We start from the raw sequence: 21,875 nt of genomic DNA, 5'->3' as shown, positions 1-21,875 counted from the left end.
AGTGAACGGTTCACTCAGTTGCCGGCGGAGGGTGCCGGCTGGCTCGCCGGGCGGCGGGCCCGCACCCACCGCGCAGCCGGCTCCACGAGGCGCGCCGCGACGGGTCCGATCACGGCCATCAGCAGCACGTAGGTGGTGGCGAGCGCCGCGAGGTCGTTCGTCACCGCGCCGTAGGCGACCGCCAGCCCGGCGATCACGATCGAGAACTCGCCGCGCGCGATGAGCGCCGCGCCCGCCCGGGCGCGCCCCATCGGGCCGATGCCCACCCGTCGCGCGGCCCACCAGCCGGTGCCCACCTTCGTCGCCGTCGTCGCGACGGCCAGCACCACGGCCCAGCCGAGCACGGGCGGGATCGACCCGGGGTCGGTGTTCAGGCCGAACACCACGAAGAACACCGCGGCGAACAGGTCGCGCAGCGGCTCGAGGAGCTTGGTGGCGTTCTCGGCGGTGGAGCCGGAGATCGCGATGCCCAGCAGGAACGCCCCGACCGCGGCCGAGACCTGCATCGCGGAGGCGAAGCCCGCGACCAGCAGCGCCAGGCCGAGCACCTTGAGCAGGAACACCTCGCGGTCGGGCGAGTCCACCACGGCGGAGACGAACCGGCCGTAGCGCAGGGCGACCACGAGCACGACGGCGAGCACCGCCACCGAGATTCCGACCGCGCTCAGCGCACCGAGGAACGTCACCCCGATCAGCAACGCCGTGAGGATCGGCAGGTAGAGCGCCATCACGAGGTCCTCGAACACGAGGATCGACAGCACGACCGGGGTCTCGCGGTTGCCGAGGCGGCCGAGGTCGCCCAGGACCTTCGCGATGATCCCGGACGACGAGATGTAGGTGACGCCGCCCATCACGAGCGCGGCGACCGGGCCCCAGCCGAGCAGCAGCGCCACGGCGACACCGGGCGCGGCGTTGAGCACGATGTCGAGCAGGCCAGCCGTCCAGGTGCTCCGCATCCCGTGGATCAGCTCGGAGGCCGAGTACTCCAGCCCCAGCAGCAGGAGCAGCAGGATGACGCCGACCTCACCGGAGAGCTCGGTGAAGCCCTCGATGCCGTGCAGTGGCACCAGACCGCCGGTGCCGAAGGTCAGACCGCCGACCAGGTAGAGCGGGATGGGGGACAGACCGATCCGGCCGGCGAGGCGGCCGAGGAGCCCGAGCCCGAAGAAGACGGCCCCGAGCTCGAGCAGCTCGAGAGCGGTGCTTTCCATCAGCCGCCGCGCTTGAGGATCTTGACGGCGTGCTCGAGGCCCTCCGCCGTGCCGACGGTCACCAGGAGGTCGCCCGCGGTCAGCGTGAAGTCGGGGGTGGGGCTCGGGTGCACCTGGCCGGCGCGCATCACGGCGACGACGGAGACGCCGGTGCGGGTGCGCAGGGCGGTGTCACCCAGCGTGCGGCCGTCGAACGGGGCGCCGACCGGGAGCTGGCGGGTGTGGATGCCGGGGAGGTCGCGGTGCTCCTCGCTCAGCTGCGCGACGAGCTGCGGGGCGCCCAGCAGGTTGGCCAGCGCCGCGGCCTCCTCCGCGGTGAGGGACAGCTCGGCGAGGCACGCGTCCGGGTCGTCGGACTTGGAGACGATCAGGTCGATCGTGCCGTCCCGCATGGTGACCACGCCGATCCTTCGGCCGTTGCGCAGGGCGAAGTCCTTGCGCACCCCGATTCCCGGCAGTGGGGTGACCTCCACGTTCACGCCGTCACGTTAACCGAGCGGGGGACCAGGGCCACGGGCCGGTGGCGCTCGGCTCCCGGCGCGAGCGTCGGCGAGAAGCCGGATGCGGCGCGGGCATAGGCTGGAGCCCATGAGCTCCCACGTGCTGACCGCCGTGGCCTGGCCCTACGCCAACGGCCCGCGGCACATCGGCCACGTCTCCGGCATCGGCGTGCCCTCCGACGTGTTCTCCCGCTACCAGCGGATGGTCGGCAACCGGGTGCTCATGGTCTCCGGCAGCGACGAGCACGGGACCCCGATCCTGGTGCAGGCGGAGAAGGAAGGTCTCACGCCGCAGCAGACCGTCGACAAGTACCACCGCGTGATCGCGGAGGACCTGCGCGGGCTCGGCGTCACCTACGACCTCTACACCCGCACCACCAGCGGCAACCACTCCGAGGTGGTGCAGCAGATCTTCCTGGCGCTGCACCGCAACGGCTACGTGGTGCCGAAGACCACCACCGGCGCGATCAGCCCGTCCACCGGGCGCACGCTGCCGGACCGCTACGTGGAGGGCACCTGCCCGATCTGCGGCTACGAGGGCGCGCGCGGCGACCAGTGCGACAACTGCGGCAACCAGCTCGACGCCGCCGACTTGATCAACCCGCGGTCGCGGATCAACGGCGAGGTGCCGCAGTTCGTCGAGACCGAACACCTGTTCCTCGACCTGCCCGCGTTCACCGAGACGCTCGGCAAGTGGCTCGCGTCGAAGACGGGCTGGCGGCCCAACGTCCTGAACTTCACCAGGAACCTGGTCGACGACATGCGGCCGCGGCCGATCACGCGCGACCTCGACTGGGGCGTCACGATCCCCCTGGACGGCTGGCGCGACCAGCCGCTCAAGAAGTTCTACGTGTGGTTCGACGCGGTCATCGGCTACTTCTCGGCCAGCGTCGAGTGGGCCCGGCGCACCGGCGACCCGGACGCCTGGCGGGCGTGGTGGAACGACCCGGACGCCGAGCTCGTGTACTTCATGGGCAAGGACAACATCACCTTCCACGCCCAGATCTGGCCCGCGCTGCTGCTCGGCCACAACGGCCAGGGGGACCGCGGTGGCGAGCCGGGTCCGTACGGGGTGCTGAACCTGCCGTCGGAGATCGCCTCGAGCGAGTTCCTCACGATGAGCGGCTCGAAGTTCTCCACCTCGCGCGGCACCGTGATCTACCTGAACGACTTCCTGCGCGAGTTCGGGCCGGACAGCCTGCGCTACTTCATCGCCGCGGCCGGACCGGAGACCCAGGACGTCGACTTCACGTGGGACGAGTTCGTCCGGCGGATCAACTTCGAGCTCGCCAACGAGTGGGGCAACCTCGTCAACAGGTCGATCTCGATGGCCCACAGGAACAACGGGGCCATCCCGCCGCCCACCGCGCCCGCGGCCGCCGACGCCGAGCTGCTGGCGCTGTCGAAGGCGGCGTTCGACACGGTCGGCGGGCACCTCGCGCGGTCGCGGTTCCGCGCCGGGATCAGCGAGGCGATGAAGGTCGTCTCCGCGGCCAACCGGTACCTGTCGGACCAGGAGCCGTGGAAGCTCAAGGACGACCCGGACCGGCGCGACGCCGTCCTGCACACGGCCCTGCAGGTCGTGCAGGACGCCAACACGCTGCTCACGCCGTTCCTGCCGCACGCCGCGCAGAAGGTGCACGAGGCGCTCGGGGGCACCGGCGTGTGGGCCGCGCAGCCGCGGCTGGAGGACGTCGAGGACCTCGACATCCCCGGCCGCATCAACCCGATCCTCACCGGCGACTACGCCGCGGAGCAGGCGCGCTGGGTGTCGACGCCGATCGAGGTGGGCAGGCCGCTGCAGAAGCCCACGCCGATCTTCCGGAAGCTGGACCCCGAGCTCGCGGAGACGGGCCCCGAGTGGGCCCCGATCCAGAAGTGACGGGCCGGCGGGAAGCGCCCCCGCCACCGGAGCCGCTGCCGGTCCCCACGGTCGACTCCCACACCCACCTCGACGCCTGCGGGTGCGTGGACGCGGCCGGGGTCCGGGCGGCCATGGACCGGGCCGAGGCCGTGGGGGTCGCGCGCGCCGTCACGGTGGCCGACGACCTCGGTTCTGCCCGGTGGGTCGTGCAGGCCGCGCACTGGGACGACCGGGTCGCGGCCGCGGTCGCGCTGCACCCCACGCGCACGGCCGCCCTCACCGAGGACGACCACGCCGAGATCGAGCGGCTCGCCCGCGACCCGCGCGTCGTCGCGGTGGGCGAGACCGGCCTGGACTACTACTGGGACTACTCGCCGCCCGAGGCGCAGCAGGAGTCGTTCCGGAGGCACATCGACCTCGCCAAGCGCCTCGGCAAGCCGCTGATGATCCACGACCGGGACGCCCACGACGACGTGCTGCGCATCCTCCGGGAGGAGGGCGCACCCGACACCGTGGTGTTCCACTGCTTCTCCGGCGACGCCGCGATGGCGCGCGAGTGCGCCGACGCCGGGTACGTGCTGTCGTTCGCGGGTACGGTTACGTTCCGTAACGCCCGGGCGCTGCACGAGGCCGCGGTCGTCGTGCCGGACGAGCAGCTGCTCGTCGAGACCGACGCCCCGTTCCTCACGCCGCATCCGCACCGCGGGCGCGCGAACGAGCCGTACTGCCTGCCGTGGACCGTCCGCGGGCTCGCGGACCTGCGCGAAGTCCCGGCCGAGCGGCTGGCGGACAGCGTCCGGCGCAACGCCGAGCGGGTCTTCGGGCTCGCCGAGCTGCCACCCGCCGCCGGGGCTGCGACGCCCACCGGCGACGGCTCGCGCTCGGCGTAGGGAGCGGGCCGTTCGGCGCTGTCCGCGTGTCGGGATTCGACCTGGGCGCTCACTCCCCGTTACGGTTCCGTGATCGCAAGCCGGGGTGGGGAACCGCTCCCCAGCTGATGCGGGCACGGTGGTCCGGGGCGCTCCCCCCAGATCGACGGCCTCCGGGGCACCGTGCCCGCAGTACCTCCCCTGCCCGGTCCGACGAGGTCTGGATGCTGCGTGGTCGACGTCCCAACGCGTGCTCGGCGACACGCCGACATCCGCGCGCGGCTCGGTCGCGTGGCCCCCGACGCGGAGGCCGTGGAGGACCCGTACGCGGCCTGGTACGCCGGTGGTGACCCGGAGGCTCCCGAAGCGGTCGTCACCACCGCGCTCGAGGCCGTCCCGCCCGCCACTCCCGCAGCGCGCTCGCTGTTGACCCGTTCGCGCGCCCACCGCCGGGCCCCCGGGCTGGAGACCGGCGGCCTGGCCACCGTCACGGGCCAGTTCCGGCCGATCGTCACGCACCCGGTGGACGACTCCGCCGAGGACGCCGGCGCCGACCCCGTCACCGGCCCGATGCCCGCCGTCGCCCCGGACGAGGCGACCAACCCGCTCCCCGCGCCGCCCGCCGAGCGGACGGGGACGCGGCTGCCGCCCGTCGAGCTGGGCACCGGGGCGGCGCCGGCCGTCGAACGCACCGTGTCGCCGCCCCGGGTGTCGCCGCCCGCTGTCGAGCCCGCGGCCCCGGCGGCGCGGACCGGCGTCCAGCCCGCCGTGGAGCGCCCGCGGCCGGCGGCCACCGAGGTGACCGGACCCCAGCCGCCGATCGTCGAGCCCGAACCGGCCGGGGCCACGGCGACCGGCACCGAGGAGACCCTCGAGCGGGCGAAGGCGCGCAGGCCGTCCTGGACGGCGTACCTGAACGACGCGCCCACCGGGCCGATGCCCGCCATCGAGGACGAGTCGGTCACGCACCCGATCAGCGCGGTCACCGCGCCGGTCGAGGCAGTGCCCGCCGCCCCGACCGCACCGGCCCCGCCCGAACCGGCTCCGGCTGCGGAGCCCGAGCCCGCGGCGGCGCCCGCCCCGACGCCGGCATCCCGACCCCGGCCCCGGCCGGCTCCCCCGTCCGGGCCGACGCCCGTCACGGCGCTCACCGCCACGATCGACGTCGTGCCGCGGCGCTCGCGGCGGGCGCGCCGCGCGGCCGAGGAGGAGCCCAGGCGCTCCGGCCTGCTGCGGGCCACCGTCGTCGCCGTCGTGCTGATGATGATCGCCGGCGCCGCCACCGCGCTGGCCACGGACAAGACGATCACCGTGACCATCGACGGCCACGAGCGGGTCGTGCACACCTACGCCGCCGACGTCGGCGCCGCGCTCGCCGCGGCCGGGATCCAGCCGACCCCGCGCGACCGCGTCGAACCCGCGCCGAGCAACCCGGTCCAAGACGGCGACGAAGTGATCTTCACCCACGCCCGGACCCTGACCCTCGTCGAGGGCGCCTCGCAGCGCGAGCTGCCGATCCCCGCCACCACCGTGGAAGAGGCGCTGCAGATCCTCGGCCTCGAGGCCGCCCCCACCCAGATGTCCGCGCCGCCGTCCACCCCGATCCCGCTCGATGGCTTCCGGCTGGAGCTGCGCGTGCCGCGCACCGTGAAGTTCACCGACGGCACCGGGGAGACGACCGAGGTCACCACGATGTCCGGCACCGTCGCCGGCCTGCTGGCCGAGCAGGGCGTGCAGCTCGGGCCGGACGACGTGTCCGTCCCGTCGGCCGACACCCCGCTCACCGAGGGCCTCGACGTGCACGTCGTGCGCAACGGTGAGGGCGAGGTGGTCGAGGTCCGGCCGATCCCGCCCCCCGAGGAGATCATCGAGGACCCGGACCTGCCACGGGGCAAGCGCGTGGTCGTCGACAAGGGCGCGCCCGGCGAGCAGACCGCGATCATGCGGGTCTACGTGCAGAACGGCCAGGAGGTCCGCCGCGAGCAGGTGCGGGCGGGCGGCATCACCCCGCCCAAGCCCCGCGTCGTGCGGCTGGGCACGAACGACAGCCTCCGCGCCCCGTTCGTCGCCGACGGCAGCGTGTGGGACCGGCTCGCGCAGTGCGAGTCCACGGGCAACTGGGCGATCAACACCGGCAACGGCTACTACGGGGGCCTGCAGTTCGACGCCGGTACCTGGCGCGCCTACGGCGGCACCGACTACGCGCCGCTGCCGCACCAGGCCACCCGCGAGGAGCAGATCGCCGTCGCGACCCGCGTGCGGGACGACCGCGGCGGGTACGGGGCGTGGCCCGCGTGCTCCCGGCGTCTCGGCCTCCCGCGCTGACCGGCATGCTGCCCGCGTGACCACGACGCAGTCGCGGCTGCTCGGCCCGGCCGAGGTGCGCTCGCTCGCCGCCGAGCTCGGCCTGCGCCCCACGAAGCGGCTCGGGCAGAACTTCGTGCACGACCCGAACACCGTGCGCCGGATCGTCAAGGCGGCCGGGCTGGACGGCGACGACGTCGTCGTGGAGGTCGGGCCGGGGCTCGGGTCGCTCACGCTCGGGCTGCTGCCCGTCGTGCGGGCCGTGCACGCGGTCGAGATCGACCCGGTGCTCGCGGGCCGCCTGCCCAGGACCGCCGCGGAGCGGGCGCCCGCGTTCGCCGACCGGCTGACGGTCACCACGGCCGACGCGCTCGCCGTGCGCGCCGGCGACCTGCCGGAGCCCGCCCCCACGGCGCTCGTGGCGAACCTGCCCTACAACGTCGCCGTGCCGGTGGTGCTGCACCTGCTCGCCGAGCTGCCGGGCCTGCGCCGGGGGCTCGTGATGGTCCAGTCGGAGGTCGCCGAGCGGCTCGCGGCCGCCCCGGGCAGCCGGGCGTACGGGGTGCCGAGCGCGAAGCTCGCCTGGTTCGCCACGGCCCGCCGCGCCGGGCCGGTGCCGCGGGCGGTGTTCTGGCCGGTGCCCAACGTCGATTCCGGGCTGCTCGCCTTCGAGCGCCGCGAGCCGCCGCCCGGAGACCGCGAGGCCGTCTTCCGGCTGATCGACGCGGCGTTCGCGCAGCGGCGCAAGGCCCTGCGGGCCGGGCTCGCCGGCTGGGCGGGCTCGCCGGCCGCCGCCGAGGCCGCCCTCCGGGAAGCGGGCATCGACCCGATGGCCCGCGCCGAGACCCTCTCGGTGGAGGACTTCGCCCGCCTCGCCGCGACTCGCCCGCACTGAGCCCGCGACTCGCCCGCATCGAGCCCGCGACTCGCCGGGGGCCCGGCGAGTCGCGCTCTGGGTGTCGGCGAGTCGCGGTGTGGGTGTGAGCGAGTCGCGTTGTGGGTGCGTGGAGGCGGGTCGCGGCGCGGAGGGTGCGGGCGCACGTAGGGTTGACCAGTGCTCGCCGCCGTCCCACCACCGGTCACAGTGCGTGTGCCTGCCAAGATCAACCTGCACCTGTCGGTCGGCCCGCTGCGCGAAGACGGCTACCACGAGCTCGTCACCGTCTTCCACGCGGTGAGCCTGTTCGACGAGGTCACCGTCGTGGCCAGCGAGGCACCCGGCATCGAGGTGTACGGGGAGGGCGTCACCGAGGTGCCCGCGGACGAGACGAACCTCGCCTGGCGCGCCGTCCAGGTGCTCGCCGAGAAGGCCGACCGCGACCCGGACGTGCGGCTGGTGCTGCGCAAGGGCATCCCGGTCTCCGGCGGCATGGCCGGCGGCAGCGCGGACGCGGCGGCGGCGCTGGTCGGCCTCTCGACGCTGTGGAAGCTCGACCTCAGCCGCGACGAGCTGGCGGTGCTCGCGGCCGAGCTGGGCAGCGACGTCACGTTCGCGCTCTACGGCGGCACGGCCGTCGGCACCGGGCGCGGGGAGCAGATCGTGCCGGTGCTCTCGCGGCACACGCAGCACTGGGTGATCGCGTTGCACCGCGGCGGCCTGTCGACGCCCGCGGTGTTCCGCGAGCTCGACCGCCTGCGCGGCGACGACCCGCCCGCGGAGCGGCCGGTGGAGCCGGTGCTCGAGGCCCTCGCGGGCGGCGACCCGCGCCAGCTCGCGCTCAGCCTCGGCAACGACCTGCAGGTCGCGGCCGTGAGCATGATCCCCGATCTGCGGCGCACGCTGCGCGCGGGTGTGGCCGCGGGCGCGCTCGCCGGCCTGGTGTCCGGTTCCGGGCCGACGTGCGCCTTCCTGTGCGCCAGCGCCGAGGCGGCGCTGGACGTGGCCACCGAGCTCGCCGGGGTGGGCGTGTGCCGCACGGTCCGGGTGGCGCACGGCCCCGTCCCCGGTGCCCGCGTGGTCGACCACGAACCACCCAGCAGCCCACCACCCCCCACGTCCTGGCCCCCGGTGCGTGCCTGATGCCCCCGACGCAGAACCTGGTCAACCTCGAGTCCGTCACCGCGCACGTCCCCGGCGACGCCTCGCGCGTGCTGCTCGACGCCGTGTCGCTCGGGGTGGAGCGCGGCGACCGGATCGGCGTGGTCGGCCTGAACGGCGGCGGCAAGACGACCCTGCTCGACATCATCACCGGCGTCCGCGATCCGGACGGCGGCCGCGTGAGCCGCCTCGGCGGGCTGAACCTCGCCCACCTGGCGCAGACCGACGTGCTGCCCGAGGGCGCCCGCGTCCGCGACGTCGTGCTGGCGGCGTGGGCCGGTGCCGCGGAGCACGAGTGGGCGGCCGACCCGAAGGTCCGCGACGTCCTGGACGGGCTCGGCATCACCGACCTCGACCGCGGCGTCGAGGGGCTCTCCGGCGGGGAGAAGCGCCGGGTGGCGCTGGCGGCTGCGCTGGTCGGCGACCCGGACCTGGTCGTGCTCGACGAGCCGACCAACCACCTCGACGTCGAGGGCATCACGTGGCTCGCCCAGCACCTCGTGGCCCGCCGCTGCGCGGTCGTGGTCGTCACCCACGACCGCTGGTTCCTCGACGCGGTGTGCACCCGCACCTGGGAGGTCGTGAACGGCCGGGTCGAGACCTACCTCGGCGGCTACGCCGACTGGGTCTACGCCCGGGCGGAGCGGGCACGCCAGGCCGACGCCGCCGAGGCCCGCCGCCAGAACCTCGCCCGCAAGGAGCTGGCCTGGCTGCGCCGCGGCGCGCCGGCCCGCACGTCGAAGCCCCGGTTCCGGATCGAGGCCGCCGAGGCGCTGATCGCGGACGTCCCGCCGCCGCGGAACACGGTGGAGCTGCACCGGTTCGCCGCGAACCGGCTGGGCCGCACGGTGCTGGAGCTGGAGGAGGCCACCGCCGTCGTCGCGGGTCGCACGCTGCTGGACCGCGTCACGTGGCGGATCGGCCCGGGGGACCGGATCGGGATCGTCGGCGTCAACGGCTCGGGCAAGACCACGCTGCTGCGCTGCCTCGCCGGCGAGCGCCCCCTCGACGGCGGCCGCCTGGTGCGCGGGCGCACCGTGCAGCTCGCCCAGCTCACGCAGGAGCTGGTGGACCTGCCCTCCGACATGCGGGTGCTGGAGGCCACCGAGCAGGTCGCGAAGTACGTGCGGCTCGGCAAGGCGGAGCTGTCGGCGTCGCAGGTGCTCGAGCGGCTGGGCTTCCCCGCGTCGCGGCAGTGGACGCCGGTCGGCGACCTGTCCGGCGGTGAGCGCAGGAGGCTGCAGCTCACCCGGCTGTTGATGGCCGAGCCGAACGTCCTGCTGCTCGACGAGCCCACCAACGACCTCGACGTCGACACCCTCGCCCAGCTCGAGGACCTGCTCGACGGCTGGCCGGGCACGCTCGTCGTCGTGAGCCACGACCGCTACCTGCTCGAACGGGCCTGCGACACGGTGGTCGCGCTGCTCGGGGACGGCAAGATCACCCACCTTCCGGGCGGGATCGACGAGTACCTGCGCCGCCGGGAGGCGGCCCGGGCGGCCGCCGCTCCCGCGCCGCAGCAGGCGAAGCGGGTCTCGAGCGCCGCCGAGCAGCGGGCCGCCCGCAAGGAGGCGGCCCGGCTGGAGCGGCGCATGGAGCAGCTCGCCGCCACCGAAGCGCGCCTGCACGAGCAGCTGGCGGAGGCGGCCACCGACCCGGACCGGTTGATGGAGCTCGACCGGGAGCTCAAGGCCGTGGTGGCCGAGCGGGAGCAGGTGGAGCTGGAGTGGCTCGAAGCCGCGGAACGCGCTGAATCTTAGCCGCAACCCTCGGTAATCGACGCTGCGTCATTCGGGCGACGCCGTCACGCTATCGTGACGGCCTTGGACCTGTGCACGTGACATGACGGGGCCGACGGGGCGGGTGCCCCCACACCCGCCGCGGTACCGCCGGCCGCCCGAGGAACGTTCGAAGGACAGCTCTGTGAGCACGCCCTGCTCCCCGCCGACGATCCCGTTGCCCGCGCAGACCATGCCCGACCTGCGGTTCCCGCCGTTCCCGGAGTCGCGTTCCACGTTGGGCGTGCGCGGCGGCCCCCTCGTCGCGCTGGTCGCGCTGCTCGCCGGGGTCGTCGCGCTCTGCGCGATCGCCGTGATCGGCGCGGGCTGGCCGGACTGGTGGGTCCCCACCGGGCTCGCGCTGGTGGTGGTCGCGGCGTATTGCCTGCTCTGGGGTCTCCTGGTGCGCCCGGTCCGGCGGTTCGCCGCGGCGATGGCCCGCATGGCGGCCGAGGACCGCGTCGACCTCGTCCCCCGCGCGCGGGTCGCCGAGCTCGACCGCGTCGCGCTCGCGCTCTACCGCTTCCGCCGCGTCCGGCCCGGCAGGCGCGGGGCCCGCACCCGCCACCGGGTTCCGCTCGCCACCGTGCTCGCGACGGTCGCCGCCCTCGTGCTGGGGTGGGCGGTCCCGGCGGCGGTGGCCACGGTCGGCGGCGTGGAACCGCGGACCGACGCCGTCGTGCGCGACGCGGGCGCGAGCGCGGCGGCCGAGGCCGAGGAGCTGCACGGCGCGCTGCGCAACGGCCTCGCGGTCGTGGAGCGCGCGGCCGCCCTGCCCACCGGCGCCGCCGTCACCGACCCCCGCACGACGGCGGCCCAGGTGCTCGCGGAGGAGCCGCGGTTCCGCTCGGTCGCGGTCGTCGACGGCGACGGGCAACCGATCGCGACGGCCGGTTCGCCGCCCGCGGGCGACCTCGCACCCCCGCCGGACGGCCCCCGGGTGGTGCAGGCCAACAGCACGGGCAGCGAACCGCTCGTCCGCGCGGCGGCCCCCATGTGGGACGGCGAGAGCGCGCTGGTGGCCGAGTTCGACCCACGCGAGCTGAACTCGGTGATCCGCGGCTCCGGCGGGCACACGCTCGTGGTCGACGGGCGCCGGGCCACCGTGCTCGACACCGACGGCTACACCGCGTTCGAGCCGCTGGACGACCCCGCGCTCGGGGCGCTGGCCGCTGCGGCGGCCGAGGGCGGGCCCGCCGTGGACACCCCGGAGGACGGGCGGGTGGCCGCGGCCCAGCGGGTGACCCCGCCCGGGACGGCGACCGACCTCGGGTGGGTGCTCGTCGAGGACCGGGACGTCGCAGCTGCGGCCTTCGCGAGCGACGGCAACCGGCGCGCCACGCTCGTCGCGATCGTGGCGGCGGCGAGCCTCGCGTGCGGGGCGCTGGTCTGGACCGCCGTGACGGTCGTCGGCCCGGCCCGCAGGCTGGCCCGCCACGCCGAGCGGTTGGCGGCGGGCGAGGACGTGCCGCCGCTCGCTCCGCAGCGGCTGGACGAGATCGGTACCGCCGTGGAGGCGACCAACCGGTTGGCCGCCACGCCCGTCGTCCTCGGGGTGGCCCGCACGTGACGTTCCTGTACGGCGTGTACGTCGCCGGCTGCCTGTTCCTGCTGGTCGCCGGCATCCTCGAGCAGCGCGGCCACTTCCGGCGGCTGAGCTCGATCCCGGAGCGGGTGGTGGTCAACGGCATCCGCGGGAAGAGCTCCATCACGCGGTTGTGCGCCGGGGCGCTGCGCGGCGGCGGCATGCGCGTCGTGGCGAAGACGACGGGGACCGCGGCGCGGTTCATCCTCCCCGACGGCACCGAGGAGCCGGTGCACCGCAAGTTCGGGATCGCGAACGTCGTCGAGCAGATCGGGATCGTGCGGCGGGCGGCGTCGTGGGCGCCGCACGCGCTGGTCGTCGAGTGCATGGCGGTGCTGCCGGACCTGCAGGAGATCAACGAGAAGAAGCTGATCCGCTCGACGATCTGCGTGATCTGCAACGTGCGCGAGGACCACCTCGACGAGATGGGCCCGACGCTCGACGACGTGGCCCGCTCCCTGGCGCGTTCGATGCCCGAGGGCGGGATCTGCGTGACCGCGGAGCGCAAGCGGCTGCACATCCTCCAGGAGGAGGCGGACCGGCGCGGCTGCCGGTTGATCGCGGTGGACCCCGACTCGGTGCGCGACGAGGAGATGCAGCGGTTCCGCTGGATCACGTTCAAGGAGAACGTGGCGATCGCGCTGGCCGTCGCGCAGATGTGCGGCGTCCCCCGCGGCGAGGCGATGGCCGGGATGGTCGCGGCCCGCCCCGACCCGGGCACCGTCACCGTCGAGAACTACGCGACGCCCCGGGGCCGGATCGCGTTCGCGAACGTGTTCGCGGCGAACGACCCCGAATCGACGCTCATGAACATCGACCTGCTGCGCGACCGCGGGCTGATCGGGACGCCGCTCACCACGGTCATCAACTGCCGCCCGGACCGCGTCGAGCGCAACGGGCAGATGGGCGAGCTGACCGGCCGGATCCGGCCGGAGCGGATCGTGCTGATCGGGGAGCAGACCCACACGGCGCGCGTGCGGGTGCCGCGCGAGCTGGCCGACCGCGTCGTCGACCTCGGCGGCCCCCTCGACGTGGACGCGTTGCTCGACGCGGTCGCGATCGGCCCGGACGGGACGGGCTCGGTGGCCACGGTCGGCAACATCCACGGCCAGGGTGAGGTGCTGCTGGCCCGGATGGCCGCCATGCCGCGGCCCGCCGCCCGCCCGAAGGCGGCCTGATGCTCTCCGGGACCCTCGCGCCGCAGGCCGCCACCGTCGCCCTCGCGATCGGGCTGCTGTTCGCGCTGATCTGCTACCTCACCACGAACCTCTCGCCGGGCGGCATGATCACGCCCGGGTGGCTCGCGCTCACGCTCGTGGAGGACGCGTTGAAGGTGGCGGTGATCGCCGGCGTCACGGTCGTCACCTACGCCGGCGTGCGGGTCCTGCAGCGGCTCGTGATCCTCTACGGCAAGCGGCTGTTCTCGGCGGTGATGATGCTGTCGGTGCTGCTGTCGACCGGCTTGTTCCTGCTGGTGCAGCGGGACTACCCGCTGCTGTTCGCCCACGAGACCCTCGGCTTCGTGATCCCCGGGCTGGTGGCCTACCAGCTCGTGCGCCAGCCGCCGCTCGCCACCGTGCTCGCGACCTCGGCGGTCAGCCTGGCCAGCTACGGGGTGCTCGCGAGCGGGCTGCTGCTCGGGGCGGTGACGGCGTGGTGAGCAGCGCGCTGCGCACGCGGCGCGTCGTCATGGGGCTGCTCGCGGTGGTCGTCGGCGGCTCCGGGATCGTCGTCGGCCAGCTGCGCGACGACCCGCCGGCCCCGGCGGCGCCGGAGTCGCGGGTTGCGGCGGCGTCGGCCGACCTGCGGTTCCTGCGCCGGGAGGCGCCCCCGGGCACCACCGTGGTCGACGTCGCGGGCACCGTGCTCGCCACCCTCACCGACGGCGCCCGCACCGCCACCCTCGACGGTCCGCCGCGCACCTTCGCCGAACCGCAGTTCGGCGGCGCGCCGGTCACGACCCGGGTCTGGGTGCGGCTCCTGCCGCACGAGTGGCGGCCGGGAGCGGAGAACGAGCCGTGGTTCCGGCCGTGGCTCGCGGAGAGCGTCGGCAGCACCGAGCCGGACGTGCTCGCCTACGCCGCGGAGTACCTGGACGGGGCGCCGGAGCGGCGCGACGCCGACGGCGTGCGGGTGGGCGGCGACGCCCGGTTCGGCCCGCCCGGGCCGAACGGAGGCCCCTCGCCCGAGAACTCCGACTTCTACGACTACCTGGGCGTCACGTGGCGCTTCGCCGACCGGCAGGTGCGCCGCCCGGAGCGGGAGCGCTACGGCGCCGTCGACTGCTCGGGCTTCGTCCGGCTGGTCTACGGCTATCGGGCGGGCTACCCGCTGCTGTCGGGCGAGCGGCCCGGCCCCGGGCTGCCGCGGCGGGCCCGGGCGATGGCCGAGGTCGGCCCGGGCGCCGTGGTGCTGCCCGACACCGGCGTCCCGCCGACGAACCTCGCGGCCCTGCAGGCGGGCGACCTGCTGTTCTTCGACCTCGACCGGGCCCCGGACCGGCGCATCGACCACGTCGCGATCTACCTGGGCCGCGACGAGGCCGGGAAGGCCCGCTTCGTGTCGAGCAGGCGGCGCGCCGACGGACCCACCCTCGGCGACCTCGGCGGCACCTCGGTCCTGGACGACGGCGGGCACTACGCCAGGTCGTTCCGGGCGGCGAAGCGGCTGTGAGGGGGGCGAGGGGGACGGTGGTCGTGCTCGTGGTGATCGCGCTCGTGGCGGCCGGGGCGCTCGCGGGCGTGCTCGCCACCCGCGGGGCCTCACCGACGTTGGAGCAGCAGGTGCGCGACCTCACCGACCGGCTCGACCCGGACGGGCCGTACCGCGCGCCCACGCCCGCGGAGCGCGACGCCGTGGTCGGCGCCGTCACGGCGCTGCTCGCCGCGGGATCGGACGGGCAGGTGCACCGGGGCGTGCTCGAGGCCGCGGGCTTCGCCGTCGGCACCGCGCGCAGCGCCGCGGGCGTCGACTACCTCGTTGCACGCAGCGACCCCGCGTCGCAGCGGTCGTGGGGCCTGATCGCGTTGCCGCTGGACCGGCCGCCGCGGCTGCTCGTCGAGGTGCCGCACCCGAACGCCGACCTCGCCACCGAGGAGGTCGGGCTCGCGGTGCTCGCCGCCCGTCCGGACGCGGTGTACCTGCAGGCCGGGGCGCACCGCAGGGCCTCGGGCGAGCGGGCCGACGTCGCGCACGAGGAGGACTCGCTGTTCCACGCCCTCGCCGTGGAGCTCTCCACCCGGTTGGGGCTGCCCCAGCTGCAGCTGCACGGCTTCGCCGAGCGCGCCGACCTCGACGCCGACGTCGTGCTCGGGGGCGGCCCGGACGACCCCGCACCGCCGGTGGTGGAGCTGGCCGACCGGCTGGAGGCGGCGGGGCTGCAGGTCTGCCGGGCTTGGGCGCAGCGCTGCAGCCGGCTGGAGGGCCGCACGAACGTGCAGGGCCGGGCGGCGGCGCGCGACGGCCTGCCGTTCGCGCACGTGGAGATGAGCGCGCCGGTCCGCAGGCGTCCGGACCGGGTCGCCCCGGTGCTCGCCGCGTTCGGCGCGTAGCGGGCCGGTGGATACCAGGTCAACCGATCGATCGACTCCGCGCCGCGGGAACGCGCCCTAGCGTCGCCCACGTGACCTTGGAACAGCAGGCACCGGTGCGCGAGCTGCCCGGTTTCCGCCGCGGCCCCGTGCTCGCCGTCGCCGCCGCGGTGGGCGTCGTGCTCACCGCCGTGAGCGGCCGGTACGGCTACTTCGGCGACGAGCTGTACTTCGTGGCGGCGGGCCACCACCTGGACTGGGGCTACGCCGACCAGCCGCCGCTGCTGCCGCTGATCGCGCTGCTGATGGACACCGTCGCCCCCGGGTCGGTCGCGGCGCTGCGCATCCCGGCGACGCTCGCGATCGTCACGGCGGTCGTGCTCGCCGCCCTGCTCGCCCGCGAGTTCGGCGGGGGCGGGCGGGCGCAGCTGCTCGCCGCGGGCGCCGTGGCGGTCTCACCGGGGTTCCTCGCGACCGGGCACCTGCTCGCGACGTCCACGATCGACCCGGTCGTCTGGATCGCGGTGACCTACCTGCTGGTGCGCTGGGTGCGCACCCGGTCCGACCGCCTGCTGCTCGCCGCGGGCCTCGTCACGGCGGTCGGGTTGCAGGCCAAGTTCCTGATCGTCGCGTTCTGGGGCGTCGCGCTCGTCGCGGTGGCCGTCTGCGGGCCCCGAGAGCTGCTGCGCAGGCGCGCGCTGTGGGCCGGCGCGGCGATCGCGGCGCTGACGACGGTCCCGACGCTGGTCTGGCAGGCCCGCAACGGTTGGCCGCAGCTGGAGATGGGCCGGATCGTCGCGGCCGAGAGCGTCTACGCGGGCGGGATGCTCGGCTTCCTCCCGCTCGGGTTCTTCGCGTTCGGGCTGCTCATCGGCTCGGTGCTCGGCGTGGTCGGCCTCGTGCGGCTGCTGCGGACGCCCGAGCTGCGCTTCCTCGGGGTGACCGCGCTGGGGGTGAGCTTGCTGTTCATGGTGGCGGGCGGCCGGCCGTACTACATCGCGGGCGTGCTGCCGCTGCTGTGGGCCGCCGGCGCGGCGCGGGTGGAGCGGGTGCGCCCGGCCGCGTGGTGGCGCTGGGTGCCGACGTGGCCGGTGTACGCCCTGACAGCCGCGGCCGTGCTGTGGGGCAACGTGCTGCCGATCCAGCCGGTGTCGTTCCACGCCGACCAGCCTCTGCAGATCGGCAACTTCCAGCGCGACGAGATCGGCTGGCCCGCGGTGGTCGCCGACGTCCAGGCCGCCCACCGGGCGCTGCCGCCCGACGTCGCGCCCGACGCGGTGGTGGTCACCGGCGACTACTGGACCTATTCGGCGATCCAGAAGTTCGCGCCCGAGCTGCGCTCGTTCAGCTTCAGCCGAGGCGCGGCGTGGTTCGGCGTCCCGCCGGAGGACTCGGACGCCGTCGTCTTCGTCGGCGACCCGTCGGCGATCGCGTCCGGGTTCGGGCAGGTGGAGCGGATCGGCGCGCTCGACAACGACGAGCGGGTCGCCAACCTCGTGCAGGGCACGCCCATCCACCTGCTGACCGAGCGGCGGCTGGCATGGGCGCAGCTGTGGGAGTCCGCCCGCCACCTCTGAGGCCACCCCTCACGGGCCTCAGGCGGCGGCGAGGGCGGACACCAGGTCCTCGGTGCGCCCGAGGATCGTCGCCATCGCGATCGGGTCCATGTAGTCGTCGTACTCGACGATCTCGCCGTCGCGGACGCGCACGACCCCGAGCGCGCGGAAGCGGTAGGGGCCGCGGACCCCGCGCGAGTACCCGTGGTGCTCGATCTCGACGACGACCACCTCGGGGTCGTCGGTCTCGCGAACGACCATGTCGACGCCGTGCATCTCGAGCATCGACCGGTACGCCGCGGCGGCGCCGAAGTACTGGCGGATCGCCTCGCGGCCGACCAGCTCGCGCGGCGTCCCCGGCGCGGCGAAGGGGTAGCGGAGCACGCCGTCCTCGGCGAAGAGGTCGGCGAACACCACCCCTTCCCCGGCGACCATCCGGCGCACGTCCTCGGCGACCTCGCGCGGGCTGCGGCTCACGGTGATCCTCCTGGGAGACGACTAGAATCGGAACGGTGACCCCGCTTAGAACATACGGAACGCTCGCCCCGCTTGGCAAGCGCGGCCGGGACCATGGCTGAACGCGCCCTGCGGGCCGATGCCCGCCGCAACCGGGAGCGCGTGCTCGCCGCCGCCCGGCGCGCGTTCGCCGAACGCGGCTACGCGGTGCCGCTCGACGAGATCGCCGCGGCGGCCGGGGTCGGACCCGGCACCGTCTACCGGCACTTCCCGACGAAGGAGGCGCTGTTCGAGGCGGTGTCGGTGGCCAACGTCGAGGACCTCGCCGCCGAGGCCCGCGCCCGCGCGGGGTCGGACGACCCGGTCGCCGCGCTCTCCGGCTTCCTGGACCGCGTCGCCGACCAGGCGCTCGCCAAGCGCGACCTGCCAGACGCGTTCGCCGGTGCCGGCGCGGAGGCGATGGCCGCCGCCGTGGCGGACCTGCACTCCGCGTTCGGCGCCCTCCTCGAGAGGGCGAAGGAGGCCGGGGGCGTCCGCCGCGACATCTCCGTCTCCGACCTGATCGCGCTGCTCAAGGGCCTGCTGCACGCCGTCGGCGACGATCCCGACCCGAACCTGCGGCACCGGCTGCTCGCCGTGGTCCGCGACGGCCTCCGACCTTCGGAGGGGTGAGGATCAACCCTTCGACCGATCCGGTGACGGGCCCGGCGATCTAGCGTGGGTGGCAGCGCGGGCCGGGTTCGGGGGGACCCGGTGTGGGGAGACCCGCGCAGCGCGGACCGGTCCGCTGCCGTCGACGGCGGCAACGGGCCGGTCGGCGCGCCCCGCACCCGCCGCGGCCTCCCCTCGATCGGCCGCGACCACCGTGCGGTGACCCGGGTGCCCCGGGGCGTCGATCACGTCGCAGCGGCGCCGGGAGCGACGCTGCCGACCGGGTGGAGCGGGGGACGTCGGCCCGCTCGGCAGCCCCTGCGGCGTGGCCCGTGGGGCCCGGGGGACCGACGCCGGCGACAACGCTGGACCGCGCGGGATCGGGCCGGAGCCGGCGAACAGATCAGCTTCGCCCGCTCGTGCCCGGGCGAGCGGCGGCGCGCGGGTGCGCCCGTCCTCACGCGCCGGGCTCGTCGTTCGCGAGCTCGGCGAGCAGCAGCGCCTCGGCGAGCACGGCGCGCGAGAACATCGCGAGGTCGAGGCTCTCGTCGATCCCGTGCCAGCGGCTCGCCGGGTCGCCGACGCCGGTCACCAGCACCGCAGCCCCCGGGAACTGGCGGGCGAACTCCGCGATGAACGGGATCGAACCCCCGATGCCGGTCTCCACCACCGGGTTGCCGTACGCCTCGGCGAACGCGCGCCGCGCGGCGTCGTAGGCGGCGCCGCTGGCGTCGATCGAGAACGGCTCGGCGATGCCCGGCTCGAGCCGGACCGCCACCTGAGCACCCCACGGGACGTTGGCCTCGAGGTGGTCGGCGAGGGCGCGTTGCGCCTTGACCGCGTCGTCCCCGGGCGCGAGTCGCATGCCCACGCGCGCCCTTGCCTTCGGCAGCAGCACGTTCGACGCCTCGGCGACCCGCGGCGCGTCGATGCCCAGCACGGCGACCGCGGGCTTCGCCCACAGGCGGGTCGGGATCGTGCCGCTGCCGATCAGCTCGACGCCGTCGAGCAGGCCCGCGTCGGAGCGGAAGACGGACTCGTCGATGTCGGGCGCCTCGGAGGTGCCGTGGACCAGGCCGGGCACGGCGACCTCACCGTCGGCGTCGTGCAGCGAGGCGAGCGCGTGGCACAGCGCGGTGAGCGCGTCCCCGACCGGGCCGCCGTACACGCCCGAGTGCGCGGGCCGCTCCAGCATCGAGACCTCGACCGTCACGTCGACGAGGCCGCGCAGGCTCGTGGTGAGCGCCGGGACGTCGACCGCGGGGTTGGCCGCGTCGGCGATCACGATGACGTCGCAGGTGAGCTGCTCGCGGTGGGCCTGCAGCAGCGCCGGCAGCGTGGGCGAGCCGGACTCCTCCTCGCCCTCGACGAACAGGGTGACCCCCACCGGCGGGCGGCCGCCGTAGGCGCGCAGCACCGCGAGGTGGGCCATCACGCCCGCCTTGTCGTCGGCGGCGCCGCGGCCGTAGAGCCTGCCGTCGCGCTCGGTCGGCTCGAACGGCGGGCTCGTCCACAGCTCCGGGTCGCCCGTCGGCTGCACGTCGTGGTGGGCGTAGAGCAGCACCGTCGGGGTGTCCGGCGGGCCGGGGAAGTGCGCGACCACGGCGGGGGCGCCGCCGTCGGCCGAGATCACCGAGACGTCGGCCGCTCCCGCGTCCCGCGCCAGCTGCGCGACGGCCTCGGCGCTGCGCCGGGTGTCGTCGGCGTGGGCGGGATCGGCCCAGATGCTGGGGATGCGCACGAGCCGCTCGAGGTCGGCTCGGGCCCCGGGGAGCGCGGCGGCGACGGACGCGGCGAGCTGCTCAGACATGTTCTCGGATGCTACTGGCCGGGAGAACGTAGGCTCGGTGACCATGTCCCGGTTCCTCGCGATGTTGCTGGATTCCGCTGCCCACTCGCCCCGCGGGATGACGACGGGCGAGCCGAAGCAGCCGGTGCGACGCACGTGGCCCGAGGTGCACGCCATCGCCCGCCGGATGGCGGGGGCCCTGCGCGCCGGCACCGCCGACGTTCCCCCGGTCGAGCACGGTTCCGCGGTGGGTGTGCTCGCGGGTGATCCGGCGGCGATCGCCCCCGCGGCGCAGGCCGTGTGGCTGTGCGGGGGCAGCATCACGATGCTGCACCAGCCCACCGCGCGCACCGACCTCGCGGCGTGGGCGAAGGACACGGTCACGGTGCTCCGCATGATCGATGCGCGGCTCGTGCTGCTCGGGGCGCCGTTCGACGGCCTCGCCCCCGTCCTCACCGAGCACGGCATCCCGTTCCGGGTCATCGACGACGACCTGCGCGGCGACGGCATCGTGCCGTCGGCGGACGTCGCCTCGGAGGACGACACGGTCCTGCTCCAGCTCACGAGCGGGTCCACCGCCGAGCCCAAGGCGGTGCGCATCACGCACCGCAACCTCTACGCCAACATGCAGGGGATGATCGAGGCGTCCCGCCTCGCCGTCGAGCGGGACGTGATGGTCTCGTGGCTGCCGCTCTTCCACGACATGGGCATGGTCGGGTTCCTGACCACGCCCATGACCACAGGGGTGGAGCTGGTGACGGTCACACCCGCCGACTTCCTCTCCCGCCCGCTGCTGTGGGCCGAGCTGATCTCGAAGTACGGCGGCACGGTCACGGCCGCCCCGAACTTCGCCTACGCCGTGCTGGCCCGCCAGCTGGCGCGCGCCGAGGAGGGGTCGCTCGACCTGTCCACGCTGCGCATCGCGCTCAACGGGGCCGAGCCGATCGACCCGGACGCCGTCGAGGCGTTCACGAGGGCCGGTGCGAGGTTCGGGCTGCGCCCCGAGTCGGTGCTCGCCGCGTACGGGATGGCGGAGACCGCGCTCGGGGTGTCGTTCGCGCCCGTCGAGAAGGGGCTGGAGGTCGACACGATCGACGCCGAGCAGCTGGAGTCGCACCGGCGCGCCGTGCCCACGGGCGACGGGCCGACCCGCCGCTTCCCGCGGCTCGGCCCGCCGCTGCCCGGCATCGAGGCCCGCGTGGTCGACGACGAGGGCCGGGTCCTCGGCGAGCGCGAGGTGGGCGTGCTGCAGCTGCGGGGCGAGTCCGTGACCCCGGGCTACCTGACCGTCGACGGTCCCGTCGCCACGCAGGACGCCGAGGGCTGGTTCGACACCGGTGACGAGGGCTACCTCGTCGACGGCGAGGTCGTGGTGTGCGGCCGGCGCAAGGACGTGATCATCATGGGCGGCCGCAACATCTACCCGACCGACATCGAGCGGGCCGCGGCCACCGCCGACGACGTGCGTGCGGGCAACACCGTCGCCGTGCGGATGCTCGCCGGCGAGGACGGCGGGCGGCACCGCGAGTCGTTCGCGGTGGCGGTCGAGTCGCGCAAGGCGGGCGACGCCGAGGCCGAGCAGTTGATCAAGAAGGACGTGACCAGCCGCGTGGTGTCCGCGGTCGGCGCGCGGCCCGCCGAGGTCGTGGTGCTGCCCCCGGGCACGCTGCCGAAGACGCCGTCCGGGAAGCTGCGCCGATCGGCCACCGCCGAGCTGTTGCGGAAGCGGGGCGCATAGGCGAGA

The 21,875-nt window shown here is 75.0% G+C and carries 18 protein-coding genes; 14 read left to right on the top strand and 4 right to left on the bottom strand.

The features are described 5' to 3' along the window. Positions 1-14: 14 nt before the first annotated feature. Together VKZ81_RS23225 and VKZ81_RS23220 are read right to left on the bottom strand one after the other, a co-directional pair. Entirely contained in the window at positions 15-1,211 is a 1,197-nt protein-coding gene (locus VKZ81_RS23225; RefSeq protein WP_324243764.1) for a cation:proton antiporter, read from the bottom strand. Further along, the gene (locus tag VKZ81_RS23220) at positions 1,211-1,690 is read right to left on the bottom strand and encodes a cation:proton antiporter regulatory subunit (protein ID WP_324243763.1); all 480 of its coding nucleotides are present in this window, start codon (positions 1,688-1,690) and stop codon (positions 1,211-1,213) included. The genes VKZ81_RS23225 and VKZ81_RS23220 overlap by 1 nt, the downstream gene beginning before the upstream one ends. Positions 1,691-1,799: 109 nt before the next feature. Here VKZ81_RS23220 and metG point away from each other — a divergent pair, with 109 nt between their 5' ends. The 12 genes from metG to VKZ81_RS23160 all read left to right on the top strand — a co-directional run bounded on the left by metG (position 1,800) and on the right by VKZ81_RS23160 (position 17,256). Next, positions 1,800-3,593 carry a methionine--tRNA ligase gene (gene metG / locus VKZ81_RS23215; RefSeq protein ID WP_324243762.1) on the top strand — a complete coding sequence of 598 codons (1,794 nt, stop codon included), beginning with the start codon at positions 1,800-1,802 and terminating at the stop codon, positions 3,591-3,593. Then, positions 3,590-4,465 carry a TatD family hydrolase gene (locus tag VKZ81_RS23210; protein WP_324243761.1) on the top strand — a complete coding sequence of 292 codons (876 nt, stop codon included), beginning with the start codon at positions 3,590-3,592 and terminating at the stop codon, positions 4,463-4,465. The genes metG and VKZ81_RS23210 overlap by 4 nt, the downstream gene beginning before the upstream one ends. Before the next feature lie 270 nt (positions 4,466-4,735). Then, positions 4,736-6,769, top strand: a complete 2,034-nt coding sequence (locus VKZ81_RS23205; RefSeq protein WP_324243760.1) for a transglycosylase family protein — start codon at positions 4,736-4,738, stop codon at positions 6,767-6,769. A gap of 16 nt (positions 6,770-6,785) precedes the next feature. After that, positions 6,786-7,643, top strand: coding sequence for a 16S rRNA (adenine(1518)-N(6)/adenine(1519)-N(6))-dimethyltransferase RsmA (rsmA, locus tag VKZ81_RS23200; protein WP_324243759.1), 858 nt, complete (start codon positions 6,786-6,788; stop codon positions 7,641-7,643). Between the two features lie 159 nt (positions 7,644-7,802). Then, complete coding sequence (locus tag VKZ81_RS23195; protein WP_324243758.1) at positions 7,803-8,768, top strand: 4-(cytidine 5'-diphospho)-2-C-methyl-D-erythritol kinase; 966 nt, start codon at positions 7,803-7,805, stop codon at positions 8,766-8,768. Then, positions 8,768-10,546 carry an ABC-F family ATP-binding cassette domain-containing protein gene (locus VKZ81_RS23190; protein WP_324243757.1) on the top strand — a complete coding sequence of 593 codons (1,779 nt, stop codon included), beginning with the start codon at positions 8,768-8,770 and terminating at the stop codon, positions 10,544-10,546. Before VKZ81_RS23195 ends, VKZ81_RS23190 begins: the two co-directional genes overlap by 1 nt. Positions 10,547-10,709: 163 nt before the next feature. Continuing rightward, positions 10,710-12,134, top strand: a complete 1,425-nt coding sequence (locus VKZ81_RS23185; RefSeq protein WP_324243756.1) for a HAMP domain-containing protein — start codon at positions 10,710-10,712, stop codon at positions 12,132-12,134. Further along, positions 12,131-13,327, top strand: coding sequence for a poly-gamma-glutamate synthase PgsB (gene pgsB, locus VKZ81_RS23180; RefSeq protein WP_324243755.1), 1,197 nt, complete (start codon positions 12,131-12,133; stop codon positions 13,325-13,327). The genes VKZ81_RS23185 and pgsB overlap by 4 nt, the downstream gene beginning before the upstream one ends. Further along, positions 13,327-13,809 (top strand): poly-gamma-glutamate biosynthesis protein PgsC/CapC, encoded by a 483-nt coding sequence (locus VKZ81_RS23175; protein ID WP_324243754.1) that lies wholly within the window; start codon positions 13,327-13,329, stop codon positions 13,807-13,809. Before pgsB ends, VKZ81_RS23175 begins: the two co-directional genes overlap by 1 nt. Next, positions 13,806-14,822, top strand: coding sequence for a C40 family peptidase (locus VKZ81_RS23170; RefSeq protein WP_324243753.1), 1,017 nt, complete (start codon positions 13,806-13,808; stop codon positions 14,820-14,822). The genes VKZ81_RS23175 and VKZ81_RS23170 overlap by 4 nt, the downstream gene beginning before the upstream one ends. Further along, positions 14,819-15,700, top strand: coding sequence for a hypothetical protein (locus VKZ81_RS23165; RefSeq protein ID WP_324243752.1), 882 nt, complete (start codon positions 14,819-14,821; stop codon positions 15,698-15,700). The genes VKZ81_RS23170 and VKZ81_RS23165 overlap by 4 nt, the downstream gene beginning before the upstream one ends. A 71-nt stretch (positions 15,701-15,771) precedes the next feature. Then, positions 15,772-17,256, top strand: coding sequence for an ArnT family glycosyltransferase (locus tag VKZ81_RS23160; protein ID WP_324243751.1), 1,485 nt, complete (start codon positions 15,772-15,774; stop codon positions 17,254-17,256). A gap of 18 nt (positions 17,257-17,274) precedes the next feature. On the opposite strand, the gene VKZ81_RS23155 is transcribed toward VKZ81_RS23160, so the two are convergent. Then, positions 17,275-17,712 (bottom strand): nuclear transport factor 2 family protein, encoded by a 438-nt coding sequence (locus VKZ81_RS23155; protein WP_324243750.1) that lies wholly within the window; start codon positions 17,710-17,712, stop codon positions 17,275-17,277. Positions 17,713-17,805: 93 nt separating this feature from the next. Here VKZ81_RS23155 and VKZ81_RS23150 point away from each other — a divergent pair, with 93 nt between their 5' ends. Further along, a complete protein-coding gene (locus VKZ81_RS23150; protein ID WP_324243749.1) occupies positions 17,806-18,363 on the top strand; it encodes a TetR/AcrR family transcriptional regulator in 558 nt (185 codons plus the stop codon). A 436-nt stretch (positions 18,364-18,799) separates the two neighbouring features. Here VKZ81_RS23150 and VKZ81_RS23145 read toward each other — a convergent pair whose 3' ends face one another. Beyond that, entirely contained in the window at positions 18,800-20,152 is a 1,353-nt protein-coding gene (locus VKZ81_RS23145) for a dipeptidase (protein WP_324243748.1), read from the bottom strand. 43 nt (positions 20,153-20,195) lie between these two features. Between VKZ81_RS23145 and VKZ81_RS23140 the strand changes: the two genes are divergently transcribed. Continuing rightward, positions 20,196-21,869: a fatty acyl-AMP ligase gene (locus VKZ81_RS23140; protein ID WP_324243747.1), complete on the top strand. Its 1,674-nt coding sequence runs from the start codon at positions 20,196-20,198 to the stop codon at positions 21,867-21,869. Positions 21,870-21,875 lie beyond the last annotated feature (6 nt).

The sequence above is a fragment of the Pseudonocardia sp. genome (genome assembly GCF_035305885.1).
In the GTDB taxonomy this organism is placed as follows: domain Bacteria; phylum Actinomycetota; class Actinomycetes; order Mycobacteriales; family Pseudonocardiaceae; genus Pseudonocardia.
This window is presented reverse-complemented; position numbering and strand designations above follow the sequence as displayed.

Bases quoted from the DNA above. Each gene is read 5' to 3' on its own strand.
- VKZ81_RS23150 (WP_324243749.1), top strand. From the start codon at position 17,806: ATGGCTGAACGCGCCCTGCGGGCCGATGCCCGCCGCAACCGGGAGCGC.
- VKZ81_RS23145 (WP_324243748.1), bottom strand. From the start codon at position 20,152: ATGTCTGAGCAGCTCGCCGCGTCCGTCGCCGCCGCGCTCCCCGGGGCC.
- VKZ81_RS23190 (WP_324243757.1), top strand. From the start codon at position 8,768: ATGCCCCCGACGCAGAACCTGGTCAACCTCGAGTCCGTCACCGCGCAC.
- VKZ81_RS23225 (WP_324243764.1), bottom strand. From the start codon at position 1,211: ATGGAAAGCACCGCTCTCGAGCTGCTCGAGCTCGGGGCCGTCTTCTTC.
- VKZ81_RS23175 (WP_324243754.1), top strand. From the start codon at position 13,327: ATGCTCTCCGGGACCCTCGCGCCGCAGGCCGCCACCGTCGCCCTCGCG.
- metG (WP_324243762.1), top strand. From the start codon at position 1,800: ATGAGCTCCCACGTGCTGACCGCCGTGGCCTGGCCCTACGCCAACGGC.
- VKZ81_RS23140 (WP_324243747.1), top strand. From the start codon at position 20,196: ATGTCCCGGTTCCTCGCGATGTTGCTGGATTCCGCTGCCCACTCGCCC.